At 69.1% G+C, this 13,951-nt stretch carries 14 protein-coding genes; 1 reads left to right on the forward strand and 13 read right to left on the reverse strand.

All coding sequences use genetic code 11. The features are described from left to right. Positions 1–40: 40 nt before the first annotated feature. The 12 genes from KHC19_RS10020 to KHC19_RS10075 form a co-directional block, all read right to left on the reverse strand. Positions 41–637: a class I SAM-dependent methyltransferase gene (locus KHC19_RS10020; protein WP_213352201.1), complete on the reverse strand. Its 597-nt coding sequence runs from the start codon at positions 635–637 to the stop codon at positions 41–43. A gap of 244 nt (positions 638–881) precedes the next feature. Next, the gene (locus KHC19_RS10025; protein ID WP_213352202.1) at positions 882–1,847 is read right to left on the reverse strand and encodes a VOC family protein; all 966 of its coding nucleotides are present in this window, start codon (positions 1,845–1,847) and stop codon (positions 882–884) included. Positions 1,848–1,871: 24 nt separating this feature from the next. Next, the gene (locus KHC19_RS10030) at positions 1,872–2,633 is read right to left on the reverse strand and encodes an ABC transporter ATP-binding protein (RefSeq protein WP_213352203.1); all 762 of its coding nucleotides are present in this window, start codon (positions 2,631–2,633) and stop codon (positions 1,872–1,874) included. Next, complete coding sequence (locus KHC19_RS10035; protein ID WP_213352204.1) at positions 2,626–3,384, reverse strand: ABC transporter ATP-binding protein; 759 nt, start codon at positions 3,382–3,384, stop codon at positions 2,626–2,628. Before KHC19_RS10035 ends, KHC19_RS10030 begins: the two co-directional genes overlap by 8 nt. Further along, the gene (locus tag KHC19_RS10040; protein ID WP_213352205.1) at positions 3,381–4,481 is read right to left on the reverse strand and encodes a branched-chain amino acid ABC transporter permease; all 1,101 of its coding nucleotides are present in this window, start codon (positions 4,479–4,481) and stop codon (positions 3,381–3,383) included. The genes KHC19_RS10035 and KHC19_RS10040 overlap by 4 nt, the downstream gene beginning before the upstream one ends. After that, positions 4,478–5,332, reverse strand: a complete 855-nt coding sequence (locus tag KHC19_RS10045; protein WP_213352206.1) for a branched-chain amino acid ABC transporter permease — start codon at positions 5,330–5,332, stop codon at positions 4,478–4,480. The genes KHC19_RS10040 and KHC19_RS10045 overlap by 4 nt, the downstream gene beginning before the upstream one ends. A gap of 5 nt (positions 5,333–5,337) precedes the next feature. Continuing rightward, on the reverse strand, positions 5,338–6,027 hold the full coding sequence (locus KHC19_RS10050) for a 4-carboxy-4-hydroxy-2-oxoadipate aldolase/oxaloacetate decarboxylase (RefSeq protein ID WP_213352207.1): 690 nt from the start codon (positions 6,025–6,027) through the stop codon (positions 5,338–5,340). Further along, a complete protein-coding gene (locus KHC19_RS10055) occupies positions 6,024–6,749 on the reverse strand; it encodes a PIG-L deacetylase family protein (protein ID WP_213352208.1) in 726 nt (241 codons plus the stop codon). The genes KHC19_RS10050 and KHC19_RS10055 overlap by 4 nt, the downstream gene beginning before the upstream one ends. Positions 6,750–6,774: 25 nt before the next feature. Continuing rightward, complete coding sequence (locus tag KHC19_RS10060; RefSeq protein WP_213352209.1) at positions 6,775–7,887, reverse strand: 4-oxalomesaconate tautomerase; 1,113 nt, start codon at positions 7,885–7,887, stop codon at positions 6,775–6,777. A gap of 3 nt (positions 7,888–7,890) precedes the next feature. Next, positions 7,891–8,889, reverse strand: a complete 999-nt coding sequence (locus KHC19_RS10065) for a Bug family tripartite tricarboxylate transporter substrate binding protein (protein ID WP_213352210.1) — start codon at positions 8,887–8,889, stop codon at positions 7,891–7,893. A gap of 23 nt (positions 8,890–8,912) precedes the next feature. Then, entirely contained in the window at positions 8,913–10,094 is a 1,182-nt protein-coding gene (locus KHC19_RS10070; protein ID WP_213352211.1) for an ABC transporter substrate-binding protein, read from the reverse strand. Positions 10,095–10,313: 219 nt separating this feature from the next. Then, positions 10,314–11,219, reverse strand: coding sequence for a LysR family transcriptional regulator (locus KHC19_RS10075; protein WP_213352212.1), 906 nt, complete (start codon positions 11,217–11,219; stop codon positions 10,314–10,316). A 175-nt stretch (positions 11,220–11,394) separates the two neighbouring features. Here KHC19_RS10075 and KHC19_RS10080 point away from each other — a divergent pair, with 175 nt between their 5' ends. After that, positions 11,395–12,339, forward strand: coding sequence for a LysR substrate-binding domain-containing protein (locus tag KHC19_RS10080; protein ID WP_213352213.1), 945 nt, complete (start codon positions 11,395–11,397; stop codon positions 12,337–12,339). Positions 12,340–12,400: 61 nt separating this feature from the next. Here KHC19_RS10080 and KHC19_RS10085 read toward each other — a convergent pair whose 3' ends face one another. After that, positions 12,401–13,942: a tripartite tricarboxylate transporter permease gene (locus tag KHC19_RS10085; RefSeq protein WP_213352214.1), complete on the reverse strand. Its 1,542-nt coding sequence runs from the start codon at positions 13,940–13,942 to the stop codon at positions 12,401–12,403. Positions 13,943–13,951 lie beyond the last annotated feature (9 nt).

Below are 13,951 nucleotides of genomic sequence, written 5' to 3' on the forward strand. Positions count from 1 at the left end.
CCCCGCCGGCCGGTCGCCGGCGAGGCTTTTCCGCTCATGCTCAGATCATCTTGGCGCGCGCCTTGGCGGGCAGCGCCTTCTTGGCCCGATTTTTCTGAATGATCATCTGGGGCCCCTTGTAGCGAACCCTGTACTCGCCCTTGTGCAGGGCGAGGAAGGCATCGATGCCGTCATGCGGGCGTCGCTCGGGCGGAGCCGCCGTTCCCCAGTGATAATCGTCCCAGATCAAGACGCCGTTGGGCCCCAGCATCGGCCAGGCCAGCAGGCTGGCGCCGAGCGTGTGGTCGCGGTTCTTGCCGCCGTCGAGATAGATCAGCTGGAATTTCCGTCGCTGTTCCTTCAGCCGGTCGAGCGCCGTCACGCCGCTTCCCTTGATCTTCTCCACGCGGTCGCCGAACTCCGCGATGTTCTGATCGAACAGGCGTTCGTAGGGTCCCCAGAAGGTATCGATGCAGGTGACTTTGGCGGAAGGAAAAAAGCGGGCGAAGAAAACCGCCGAGCTTCCCTCATACGATCCCAATTCCAGTACATTGATCGGCAGTTCAGCCCATCGTCCGAGAATTGGTGTCCAGATATCCACTCTCTTCGACGCGAAGTTACTCGTGAACTCTTTGCCGGCGAACCAATCTACCGTCATCTGTCGTCTCCCCGTTCGACGCGGTCGATATTGTTCGAAGGGAGCAAGATAGTTTATCGCGGACAGATTGAAAACTATGGATTCCCTTAGGGCGTGTGGCGCCGTGTGCTTGCGCCCGCCGATGGCATGTCGCGCGGCGGGGGGCGGATGACGCACGACCGGCCCGCCCATGCCGCAGGCTCCCGGCGCCCGCCAGGAGGCGCCCGGTCCGTGGCGCGGGCCTTGCCGGCCCGGGTGCCGCCTCCTACCGGTCGCCGCGAACGACCGGCGGGGTTCCATGGGTATGGAAGCTCTCGATGGTCTTGAGGCCCCAGGCCTGCCCCTTCTTCCGTTCGGTCTCGGTCCAGGTGACGGTCTGCCAGTCGGGATCGAGGATCAGGCGGGCGCCGGCATTGGCGACCTCCACCCGGTTGCCGGCCGGCTCGTAGACATAGAGGAAGAAGGTCTGCTGCACCGCGTGCTTGTGCGGCCCGGTCTCGATGAACACGCCGTTCTCGAGGAAGAAGTCGGCGGCCTCCAGCACATGCTCGCGCTGGTCGACCGCATAGGTGACGTGGTGAAACCGTCCCTCGCTGCCGGTGAAGTCGCGCGTATAGGCGATGTCGTAGCTCTTGTTGTTGATGGTGAACCAGCAGCCGGCTACCTCGCCGGAATCCAGCACGATCTGCTCGGTCACCCGGCTGCCGAGCGCCGCCGGCAGGAAGTCGCGGATCACCCCGACATCGCGCGCGAGCAGGTTCAGGTGATCGATGCGCCGCACCGCGCATCCGCGGCCGTGATTGCGCTGCGCCTGGTTCTTCAGGGCCGGGCGCTCGTCCGGCGGCGGGGCATATTTGCGGGTATCGAAATAGATCTCGAACACATGCTTGTCGGGGTCGTGGAAGCGATAGGCGCGCCCGTGGCCGAGATCGCCGTCCACCCAGCCTATGCCGGCGCCGAGCTTCTCGATCGCCGCCACGCGGCGCAGCAGAGCCTGCTCGCTGGTCGCCCGGTAGGCGATATGGCCGACCCCGGTGCGGGAGGCGGCCGTAAGTTTCAGCGTGTGGAACTCATAGTCGTCCCAGGCCCGCAGATAGACGCTGTCGCCCTCGCGCCCGCTCTCGGTGAGGCCGAGGATGTTGACGAAGAAGTCGAGGCTTTCGGCGGGCTTGTCGGTCAGGAGCTCGACATGCGCGAGATGGGCGATGTCGTGGATGGGTTCGGGCGTCATTTCCTGCCTGCTTTCTTTCCGTTCTCAGTGCGCCGCGCCTGGCGGCCGGGCGCTGCCGGCGCGCTCCGCCGCCGGCGCGGGGGAGCGTGCCACGCCGAGGAAGCCCTGCAGCGTCGCGGCGTCGTCGCGCAGGGCCGCGCTGGTCGCTTGGTGCACGATGCGGCCGCGTTCCAGTATCATGGCGTCGTCGGTGATCTTGAGGATCTTGTGGGCGTGCTGCTCGACGATGATGGCGGCGAGGCCCTCGGCGCGGAAGATGTCGCGCAACGCCTTCAGAAGCTCCTCGACGATGATGGGGGCGAGGCCTTCGGTCGGCTCGTCGAGCAGCAGCAGCTTCGGGTTGAGCACCAGGGCGCGGCCGATGGCAAGCATCTGCTGCTCGCCGCCGGAGAGCTGGTCGCCCATATTGGCCCGCCGCTCGCCGAGCCGCGGGAACATGCCGAACACCCGTTCGGGCGTCCATGGGCCGGGACGCGCGACGGCGGTGAGGTTCTCCATCACGGTGAGCGAACGGAAGATGTTGCGCTCCTGCGGCACCCAGCCGATGCCGGCGCGCGCCCGCCTCTCCGGCGCGAAGGCGGTGACGTCGGCGTCGCCCAGCCGGATGGCGCCGGCCGTGCGGCGCGTCACCCCGATGAGGCTGTTGAGGAGCGTCGTCTTGCCCACGCCGTTGCGCCCGAGCAGGGCGAGGCTGCGCCCCTCGCCGAGGCGGAAGCCGATATCGTGCAGCACCGCGGCCTGGCCGTAGCCGGCGAACAGTCCTTCGACGGTCAACAGGTCACGCATCGCCGCTCTCTCCGCCCAGATAGGCCGCCCGCACCGTCGGATCGGCGGCGATGGCGGCGGGCTCGCCTTCGGCGATCACCGTGCCGTTCACCAGCACGGTGATGCGGGTGGCGAAGCGGAAGACCAGATCCATGTCGTGCTCGATCAGCAGCACGCTGACCTCCGCCGGCAGCTCGGACACGATGTTGAGCAGGTCCTGCCGCTCGGCTTCCGGCACGCCGGCGGCGGGCTCGTCGAGCAGCAGCACCTTGGGACGGGCGGCGAAGGCGGCGGCGATCTCCAATTGGCGCTGCTTGCCGTAGGACAGCGTGGCGATCGTTTCCCCGATCACGTCGTCGAGCCGGAAGCGCTCGGCGATCGCCGCCGCCTCCCGCACCAGATCCGCGCGCGCGTCGAGCCGGCTCCACAGGTGCAGCCCGCGTCCCTCGCGCTCGCCGAGCACGAGCAGCAGCATCTCCAGCGGCGTCATGGTGCGGAAAAGCTGGTTGATCTGGAAGGTGCGGCTCATGCCGAGCCTTACCCTCGCTTCCGGCCGGCTATGGGTGACGTCCCGCCCTTCGAGACGGATCGCGCCCCCGGAAGGCTTCAGCACGCCGGTCAACTGGTTGACGAAGGTGGTCTTGCCGGCGCCGTTCGGGCCGATCAGCGCGTGGCGCGCCCCGCGCTCCAGCGTAAAGGAGACGCTGTTGGTGGCGAGAAGGCCGCCGAAGCGCTTGACGAGGTCGAGGGTCTCGAGAACCGGGGCGCTCATGGGCGGCGGCCTCCGAACAGGCCGGCAATCTTCAGGCCGGCAATCTTGCGGCGCAGCGCCGCGCCGGCCTTGTGTACCGCCTCGCGGCCGCCGGAGACGAAGACCACCAGCAGCAGCCCGACCCAGAACTGCCAGTATTGCGGCGTGGCGGCGGCGACGGCGTCCTGGAACAGCTCGAACAGCACCGCGCCGATCAGCCCGCCATAGAGCCAGCCGGTGCCGCCGATGATCAGCACCAGCATCAGGTCGGCCGAGCGGTGGAACTCCAGCACGTCGAGCGAGACGAACTGGGTGGTCTGGGCGAGCAGCGCCCCGGCGGCGCCGGCATAGGCGGCGGCGAGCGTGTAGACGACGACAAGCCGGCCATTGACCCCGACCCCCGAGGCGGAGGCGCGCAGCCGGTTGTCGCGTATGGCGCGCAGCGACAGGCCGAAGGGCGAGCCCATCATCCGCCGGGCCGCCAGGAACAACAGGAACAGCACGGCGAGCGAATAGAGATAGGCGGTGCGTCCCTTGAGGTCGAAATCGAACAGGCCGAGCACCGGATCCATGGCGATGCCCTGCAGCCCGTCGGCGCCGCCGGTGAGCGAGCGCCAGCTATTGGCCGCCTCGAACACCAGCAGCGCCACCCCGAGCGTCACCATCAGCCGGGTGAGATCGGTGCCGCGCAGCACCAGGAAGCTGGAAAGAAAGCCCAACGCCGACGCCGTGAGCATCGCCACCAGCAGGCCGGCCAGCGGGTCGGCGTTCACGTTCAGCGCGAACAGGCCGGCGGCATAGGCGCCGACGCCGAGAAAGGCGGCATGGCCGAGGGAGACGATGCCGGCATAGCCGAGGATGAGGTCGAGCGACAGCGCGAACAGCGCGAGGATCGCGATCTCGTTCATCAGCAGCATGGAGCGCGGCAGCACCAGCGGCGCGACGAGCGCGACGGTCCAGAACAGGAATTCGGCGGGCTTCCAGCGCCGTGCGCGCCGTACCGCCTGCTCGGCCGGCGCGACATCCCGGGCAAGCGGTGCCGGCGGGGGCGCGGCGGGCACGATCTCGGGCGGCAGGGGGGAGGCGGGCAGGGGAGCGGAGGGAGTGCCGGCCGTCATCGCGCCACCGCGAACAGGCCCTGCGGGCGAAACAGCAGCACCACGATCATCAGGGCGTAGATGAGGAAGGCGCCGGCTTCGGGGACGTAATATTTTCCGGCGACGTCGACGATGCCGATGAGCAGGGCCGCGATGAAGGGGCCGATGAGCCCGGCGCGGCCGCCGACGGTCACCACGATGAGGAAGTAGATCATGAATTTCAGCGGAAAGGTGGGATCGAGCCCGAGCATCTCGGCGCCGAGCGCGCCGCCGAGGCCGGCCAGCCCGGAACCGACGGCGAAGGTGAGGGTGAACAGCAGGCCGACCTCGATGCCGAGGCCGCGGGCGACGCGCTGGTCGTCCACCGCCGCGCGCAGCTGGCTGCCGAAGCGGGTGCGCGCCAGCACGAACTGCAGCAGCACCGCGACGACGATGCAGACGCCGATGACGAAGCTGCGGTAGCGGCCGATGCCGGTGCCGGCGATGTCGAAGCGGCCCTGCAGCCAGGACGGCACATGCACCAGCTGCTGCTGCGAGCCCATGAAGTAGTCGACCGCCGCCACCGACATGAACACCAGCCCGATGGAGAACAGCACCTGGTCGAGATGCGACTTGTCGTAGAGCGGCCGGTAGAGCGTGCGCTCCAGCACGGCGCCGATCAGCGCCGGCATCAGGAAGGCGACCGGCAGCGTCGCCAGGAAGCCCATGCCGTAGCGCTGCATCAGCACCACGGTGACGTATCCTCCCGCCATGGCGAAGGACCCGTGAGCGAGGTTCACGAAGTTCATCAGGCCCAGCGTGACGGCGAGGCCGGACGCCAGGATGAAGAGCAGCATCCCGTAGGCCACGCCGTCGAAGAGGATGGTCAGCATCGCGCTCAGCCTTCCGGGTCGTCGATATAGACGAGGCCGGCCTTGGCGAGCGGCTCGCGCATCGCATACATGTCGAGGCCGAGCACGCCGGAGGCGAGGCGCCGGCGCTTCTCCTCCTCATTGGCCTCGCGCTGGCGGGCGGCGGCGGCCACCGCCGCGGCTTCGAGGCGCGGTACCACCACGACGCCGTCATCGTCGGCCACCACCACGTCGCCGGGATTGACCAGCACGCCGCCGCACACCACCGGCACGTTGACGCTGCCGGGCGTCGCCTTCACCGTGCCCTTGGCGGAGATCGCCTTGGCCCAGACGGGGAAGCCCATCTCCTTCAGCACCTTGACGTCGCGCACCCCGGCATCGGTGACGAGGCCGATGCCGCCGCGCGCCTTCAGCGAGGTGGCGAGCAGGTCGCCGAACATGCCGTCGGTATTGTCGGCGGTGCAGCCGACCACCACGATGTCGCCCGGCTTCACCTGCTCGATGGCGACATGCAGCATCCAGTTGTCGCCGGGCTGGGCGAGCACCGTCACCGCCGTGCCGGCGATCTGCGCACCGGGATAGATCGGCCGCATATAGGGCTTCATCAGCCCGAGCCGGCCGAACGCCTCATGGGTGGTGGAGACGCCGAGCTCGCCGAGGGTGGCGATGTCGGCGGCGTCGGCCCGCTTGCTGGTACGAATGACGACGGGCTTCATGCCAGGATCTCCACGGCTTCGGGGAACAGTCGCTGATAGGCCTCGCCATAGGTCATGGAGCGGCCGGAATTGCGCCCGCCCTGCATGCCGCGATTGAGCGCGACGCGGGTGTAGTATTCCCAGAGGTGCTGCTGGGCGGCGAGCACCTCGAAGGCGCGGCGCTTCACCTCCCACACCTCGTCGATGTTGAGGATCAGCGTCGGCTTGTAATTGCACTGCTCCGGCTGGTGCGGCTCGAACAGGAACACCGGCGGCGCCGAATAGGGGCGGTTCGGATCCGGCTTGTGGCCGGCGGCCTGGGCGATGATGCGCGCCTCCTGGGCGAAGCGGGTCGCCTCGGGATGATCGACGTTGTAGGGGTCCTGCAGCGAATGGGTGAGCACGAAGCTCGGGTTCAGGTCGTGGAAGATGTCGACGGCGCGGTCGAGCATCGCCTCGGTGGTGCGCAGCGGGTAGTCGCCGGCATCCATGAACTCGATCTCGGCGCCGAGGATGGCGGCGGCGCGCTCGGCCTCGTCGCGGCGCTGCGCCTTGACGTCCTCCATCTTCACCCCGGCCTTCTTCCAGGCGAACTGGCTCTCGCCGCGTTCGCCATAGGAGAGGCACAGGATCTTCACCCGGTAGCCGCGCTTGACGTGCAGCGCGACCGCGCCGCCCGTCCGCCACACGAAGTCGCCGGGATGCGCGGTGACGACCAGACCTGTCTTCTGCAGGCTCGACATGCGAACTGGATCCTCTCGGTTTTGATCATTCGGCGGCACGGAGCGCCCCGGCCGGTGCCGAGGCGGCGCGCGCCGGTACATAGGCGTAGCCGTCCATCAGGAGGCGAGCGGTGCGCAGCAGGCCGCCGCGCTCGATCACCGGGCGATCCGGCGTGCCGCCGACCGTCAGGTGCACGGTGAACTCGCCGGTGGGATGCTCCACCGACACCGATTTCTCGCGCCCCGGCGGCAGCCGGGCCACCGAGGCCGCCGGCGAGCCGGGCAGGGCGGCGGCGGTGGCGACGGTGAGCGCCGCGAACACGCCGATCGAGGCGTGGCATTCGTGCGGGATGAAGCTGCGCGTCGCGATGGCGCCGCCGGCCTGTGGCGCCGCCACCAGCGTGATCTTCGGCACCACCTTGCCGGCGACGTCGCCGAGATGCATCAGCGGCCCGGCGGCGAGGCGGATGCGCTCGATGCGCGCCTTCAGCTCGGTGTCCTTGTCGAGCGCCTCGCGGCTTTCATAGCCGGTGCGCCCGACATCGGCGGCGCGCAGCACGATCACCGGCATGCCGTTGTCGATCAGCGTCACCTCGACGCCGTCGACCACGTCCACGGCGTTGCCGGTCGGCAGCAGGGCGCCGCAGACCGAGCCCTCGGTGTCCCGGAAGCCAATATTGATCGGCGCCGACGTGCCGGGCACGCCGTCGATCCGGGCCTCGCCCTCGCTGCGCGCCTCGCCGCCCTCGATCTCGATCCGCAGGTCGGCGATGGTGCCGGTGTTGAGCGTGCGCACGCGCACCGTCGTCACCGGCTCCTCGGTCCTCACCAGCCCGCGGGCGATGGCGAAGGGACCGACGCCGGCGAGGATGTTGCCGCAATTGGGCGTGGTGTCGACGCTCGCCGTCTCGACGCCTACCTGCGCGAACAGGAAGTCGACGTCGCAGGCGGGATCGGCGGAGGGCGAGACGATCGCCACCTTGCTGGTGAGGGGGTGTGCCCCGCCCAGCCCGTCGATCTGGCGCTTGTCCGGCGATCCCATCACTGCGAGCAGCAGGGCGTCGCGGGCCGGGCGCTCCTGCGGCAGCTCGCTCGCCAGGAAATAGGCCCCCTTGGACGTGCCGCCCCTGACGAGCATGCACCTGACCCGCTGTTGCATCGCTTAGCCTCCGCCGGTGATCTGCGCCTGGGTGATGACCTCGCGCCAGACCGGGAGTTCCGCGGCGATCAGCTCGCCGAAGCCTTCGGGCGTGCGGGGCATCGCGACCGCGCCGTCCCTCTCCAGCACCGCCGCGAATTCGGGGGTGGAGAGCTGGGCGTTGATCTCTCGGTTGAGCCGGTCGACGATCTCGCGCGGCGTGCCGGCCGGCGCGACGATGCCGTACCACTGCACCGCTTCGAAGCCCGGCAGCCCGCTCTCGGCGAGGGTCGGCAGCTGCGGCGCGAAGGAGGCGCGCGCGGCGCTGGCGATGCCGAGCGCCTTCAGCTGCCCCTTGGCGGCGAAGGGCAGCACGGCCGGCCCGCCGGTCAGCGTGAACTGCACGACGCCGGCGACGAGGTCGACCACCGATGGCGCCGTACCCTTGTAGGGAATGTGGACGGCCTGGAAGCCGGCCTTGTAGGCGAGGTAGGCGCCGGCGATGTGCGCCGCGCTGCCCTGGCCGCCGGAGCTGTAGTTCAGCTTGCCGGGATTGGCCTTGGCGTAGGCGACGAATTCCTGGAAGTCCTTCACCGGGAGTTCCGGATTGACGACCAGGATGTTCGGCACCGACGCCACCAGCGCCACCGGCTGGAAGTCGCGGATCGGGTCGTAGGGCAGGTTGGGATAGAGGGCGGGATTGAAGGCGAGCGTGCCGATATGGCCCATCATCAGCGTGTGGCCGTCGGGCGCGGCCTTGGCCACCGCCGAAGCGGCGATGGTGCCGCCGGCGCCGGGCTTGTTGTCGACGATGAAGCCGGGGCCGCCGAGCGCCGGGGCGATCTTGGCGGCGATCAGCCGGGCCAGCACGTCGGTGCTGCCGCCGGGCGTGAAGGGCACGACGATCTTGACCACCTGCGAGGGCCAGGCCTGTGCCGGTCCGCCCGCCTGGGCGCGCAGCAGGGTGGGGGCGCACGCGCCGGCGAGGCCGAGCCCCGCGATGAGGGAGCGTCGATTGAGCATGGTTCGTTCCTCCGCGGTTCGGGTCAGAGCCCGGCCTTCGACGGGTCCTTGACGTTGGGCACGGTGGCGAACTCGACATTGTAGAGTTCGCCGTCCACGCGCTCGACGCGGCGGATGTAGATGTTCTGGATCGGCTCGCGGGTATTGGGGTCGATGGTGACCGGCCCGCGCGGGCTCTCCCAGGACAGGCCCTTCATCGCCGCCACCAGCGCCGCGCCGTCGGTCGCGCCGCCGGTCTTCTTCAGCGCCTCGTAGATCAGGTGCATGCCGTCATAGGCTTGCACGGCGATGTGGTTGGGCCGGTGGCCATAGGCCTTGCGGAAGGCCGCGACGAAGGCGGCGTTCTCCGCGCTCCTGTGGGCCGCGGAATAGTGGTGCGCGGTGATCATGCCGAGGACGGAATCGTCCATCTGGGTGAGGATGTCGTCCTCGGTGACGCTGCCTTCGCCGAGCACCTTGATGCCGGACTTGTCGAGGCCGCGCTCGACGAACTGCTTCATCAGCGCCGCGCCGAGGCCGGTCGGCACGAACACGAACAGCGCCTCCGGCTTGGCGTCGACCGCCCGCTGGAGGAAGGGCGCGAAGTCGCGGGTGCTGAGCGGGACGCGGATGGCTTCGAGGACCTCGCCGCCCTTGGCCTTGAAGCGGGTGTTGAAGCCGGCTTCGGAATCGAGGCCCGGTGCGTAGTCGGCGACGATGCTCACCACCTTGCGGATGCCGTTGTCATAGGCCCAGTCGGCGAGCGGCACGGTGGTCTGCGCCTGGGTGAAGGCGGGGCGGACGATGAAGGGCGAGCGTTCCGTGACCACCGAGGTCGCCGCCATCATCACGATCTCCGGCACCTTGGCCTGGGTGGCGAGCGGCGCCACCGCCAGCGCCAGCGGCGTCAGGCCGAAGCCGGTGAGGATCTTCACCCCGTCATTGGCCACCATTTCCTGCGCGATGCGCTTGGTGACGTCGGCGACGCCGGTGTCGTCGCGCAGGACGAGCTCGATCTTCTTGCCGGCGACGGTGTCGCCGGCCTGCTTGATGTAGAGCCGGGCGCCTTCCTCCAGCATGCGGCCGGTGGAGGTGAACGGGCCCGTCATCGGAGCGATGAGGCCGATCTTGACGACATTGTCGTCCGCCCTGGCCGGGAGGGCCATGGCGGAGCCTGCGAGCGCCAGGCCGGTGCTCGCCAGAAAGCTGCGGCGATTGAGGGACATGAGGCGTTTCCCCGAATGTTCTGTGGCGTTTTGTTGTTGGCGCGGCCTTCAGGCCGCGCTCCGCCGGGCGCCTGCATGCAGCCCCGCCGGTCGTCAGCGCCGGCGGTGTCGTCAGCGTGCGTGCAGGCATGCCCCGGTTGCGTCGTCACCAAGGTTGCGGGCAAAGCATTGCTGAATCAAATGAGAGTTTTGCAGCGATTGATGCAGGTCTTGCATCTATCAGTCGGCGGCGATGCTCGCATGCAGCGAGGCCACCACCAGGTCCAGCAGGTCCTGCGCCGCCGGGCTCAGCGGCAGGCCCTTGCGGGTGATGATGCCAAGCGTGCGGGTCACCGTCGGCGCGCGCAGCGGGATGGCGACGATGTCGTCCCTCGACACCACGTCGAGGGCCAGCTTCGGGACCACGGCATAGCCGATGCGCGCCCGCACGAGGCTCACGGCGGTGACCACGCGCTGCACCTCGTAGTTCCAGAGCAGGCTCTCGCTGCGCGAGCCGAGCGCATCGTCGATGAGGATGCGGTTGCCGGTTTCCGAGCTGATGCGGACCAGCGGCACGCCGTCGAGCTCGGCCCAGGCCAGCGACCCGGCGCCGGCCAGCGGCATGCTGCGATGGCAGACGAGGACGAACGGTTCCTTCACGATCGGCTGGAGCTCAAGGTCCCAGCGATTGGCCGAGACGATGGTCACCCCGAACTCGGCCCGCCCGGATTGCACCTTGTCGGCGATCTCCGAGGCGGAATTGTCGTGGACGATCACCTGTATGTCGCCATAGCGGGCGATGAAGGCGGCGATGACGTCCGGCATGCAGCGCATCGCCACGGTGGGCAGGCAGCCCATGACCACGCGCTCCTGCGCCTCGCGGGCGGTGCTGCGCAGGTCCTCCAGCGTGGTGCCCAGCTCCTCGAACACCTTGCGGGCGCGCGGCAGCAAGGCGAGGCCGGCCGGGGTCAGCGTGACCTGCCGGGTGGTGCGGACCAGCAGCTGCAGCGAGAGCGATTCCTCCAGCTTGCGGATGCGGTGGCTGAGCGCGGTCTGCGACAGGTTGAGGTGCGAGGCGGCGGCGCGGAAGCTGCCGCGCTCGGCGATGCTGACGAAGGCCTGCAGTCCCAGCACGTCGATACGCATGGCGGCCTCCGGTTGCGGGCGCGTGGCTGCGACTGGCTTAGCCGATGCCGGCCCCGGCGAACAGCGCCGGCCGCCGGCAAGGCTGGACAAGCCGGGGCGGATATCGACAAGCTTGGCGGCGGGCACGCATCGCCCGTCGCGATCACCGGCGGCAGGGCAGGACGGACACCGCATCATGCGTCAGAAGCTGAGCAGCCGGCTGAGGCTGCGGCAGGTGGAAATCGTCATCGCCGTCGCCGAGCAGGGCAGCTTCCTCGCCGCTTCGCACCAGCTGGGGCTGAGCCAGCCGGCGGTATCGAAGGCGGTGCGGGAGATCGAGGCGGTGCTCGGCCAGCCGGTCTTCGACCGGATGCCCCGCGGCGTGATGATCAATCCCTTCGGCCGGGCGGTCGTCGAGCGCGGGCGCGCCATGCTGTCGCTGGTCGACCGGCTGGGCGACGATATCGGCCTCATCGAGCAGGGCCTCGCCGGCACGCTGGTGATCGGCGCCCTGCCAACCGCGGCGTCGAGCGTGCTCCCCGCGACGCTCGGCCGCCTGCGCGTGTCCAATCCCGATCTCGACATCCGCCTGGTGCAGGGACGCACGGTGGAACTCATGCCGCAGCTGGAAAGCGGCAAGCTGGACCTCATCGTCGGCCGCCTCTACGAGGCCGATACCTCGAAGGACGTGCAGCGCGAGACCATCTATCACGAGCCGATCTCGATGCTGGCGCGGGCCGGCCATCCGCTGTTCGAGGAGGGGGAGCCCGATGTCGCCGCGCTGCGCCGCTATGGGCTGGTGCTGCCGTCGCTGGAGCAGCGGCTCGGGCAGGAGGTGGATTCGGTGCTGGCCTTTTCCAACCTGCTGCCGGACCGGCCGACTTTGCGCTCGACCTCGATCTCGTTCATCCGCGAGCTCATCCTCGCCAGCGATGTCGTGACCGTGCTTCCCCGCCTGATGCTGGCGGGCGATCTCATCCGCGGCGCGGTGCGGATGGTGCCGGTCCCGCTGATGTCGGTCAGCCGGCCGGCCGGCATCGTGTCCCTGCGCCACCGCCGGCGGGCGGCCAGCGTGCTGGCGCTGATCGCGGCGCTGCGCGAGCATTTGCACGAGCTTCGCCAGACGGGGCTGCTCGACTGACCCCCGTCTTGGCGGGGGCCGTCGGGTGTGGTCCGTCCATGCGGCGCTGTCCGTCGCCGGATCAGGCGCGCGAGCTTCCGCTCCCGGCCGCCCCGGCCGGTTCATGGCGCCCCGAACCGCGCGCGAGGTCGATCAGCTTGCCGATCAGCGGCCAGAACAGCATGACCAGCGCCAGGGTGGTGATGGTGCCGACCAGCTTGTTCGACCAGAAGATGCCGAGCCCGCCATCGAGGCCGATCATCGATTGGCGGAAGGCATCCTCCGCCTTGTCGCCGAGCACGAGCGCCAGCGTCATCGGCGCCAGCGGGATGCCGGTCTTCTTGAACAGGTAGCCGACCACGCCGAAGCCGAGCATCAGCCAGATGTCGAACATAGCGTTCTGCACCGCGAAGGCACCGATGGCGCAGGACACGATGATCATCGGCGCGATGGTGGCGAAGGGCACGCGCAGCACCGAGGCGAACAGCGGCACGGTGGCGAGCACGATGATCAGCCCGGCGATGTTGCCGAGATACATCGAGGCGATCAGGCCCCAGACGAAGTCCTTCTGCTCGACGAACAGCAGCGGGCCGGGCTGCAGGCCCCACACCATCAGGCCGCCGAGCAGCACCGCCGCGGTGCCGGAGCCGGGAATGCCCAGCGCCAGCATCGGCAACAGCGCCGAGGTGCCGGCGGCATGGGCGGCGGTCTCCGGTGCCAGCACGCCCTCGATCTTGCCCTTGCCGAAATTGGCCCCGTCACGCGAGAAGCGCTTGGCGAGGTTGTAGCCCATGAAGGAGGCGGCGATGGCGCCGCCCGGCGTCACCCCCAGCCAGCAGCCGATGGCGGAGGAGCGCAGCAGGGTCACCCAGTAGCGCGGCAGCGTCAGCCAGGTGCGCCACACCACCGACAGGCGGATCTTCGCCTCCTGCCCCTTGAAGGCGAGATGCTCCTCCATGGCGAGCAGGATCTCGGAGATGCCGAACAGGCCGATCACCGCGACCAGGAAGTCGAAGCCGCGCAGCATTTCGACCGAGCCGAAGGTCATGCGCAGTTCGCCCGACACCGTGTCCATGCCGACCGCCGCCAGCAGGAAGCCGAGCGCCAGCGAGATGACGATCTTGTGGCGGGCTTCCTTGCCGAGGCCGACAAAGGAACAGAAGGTCAGGAGGTAGACGGCAAAGAATTCCGGCGGCCCGAAGCGCAGCGCGAAGGTGGCGATCCACGGCGCCAGGAAGGTGATCAGCATCACCGCGGCGATGGAGCCGAAGAAGGAGGCGGTGAAGGCGGCGGTGAGCGCTTCGGCCGCCTGGCCCTTCTGCGCCATCGGGTAGCCGTCGAAGGTGGTGGCCACCGACCACGCCTCGCCGGGAATGTTGAACAGGATCGAGGTGATCGCCCCGCCGAACAGCGCCCCCCAATAGATGCAGGACAGCAGCACGATGGCCGAGGTGGGGTCCATGGTGAAGGTGAGCGGCAGCAGGATGGCGACGCCGTTCGGTCCGCCGAGGCCGGGCAGCACGCCCACCAGGATGCCGAGGCAGATGCCGACCAGCATCAGCAGCATGTTGTGGAAGGTCAGCAGGACGCCGAAGCCGTGGAGAAGGGAATCGAGAGCTTCCATCACGTCCTC

This window comes from Ancylobacter oerskovii (assembly GCF_018390555.1).
Taxonomy (GTDB): domain Bacteria; phylum Pseudomonadota; class Alphaproteobacteria; order Rhizobiales; family Xanthobacteraceae; genus Ancylobacter; species Ancylobacter oerskovii.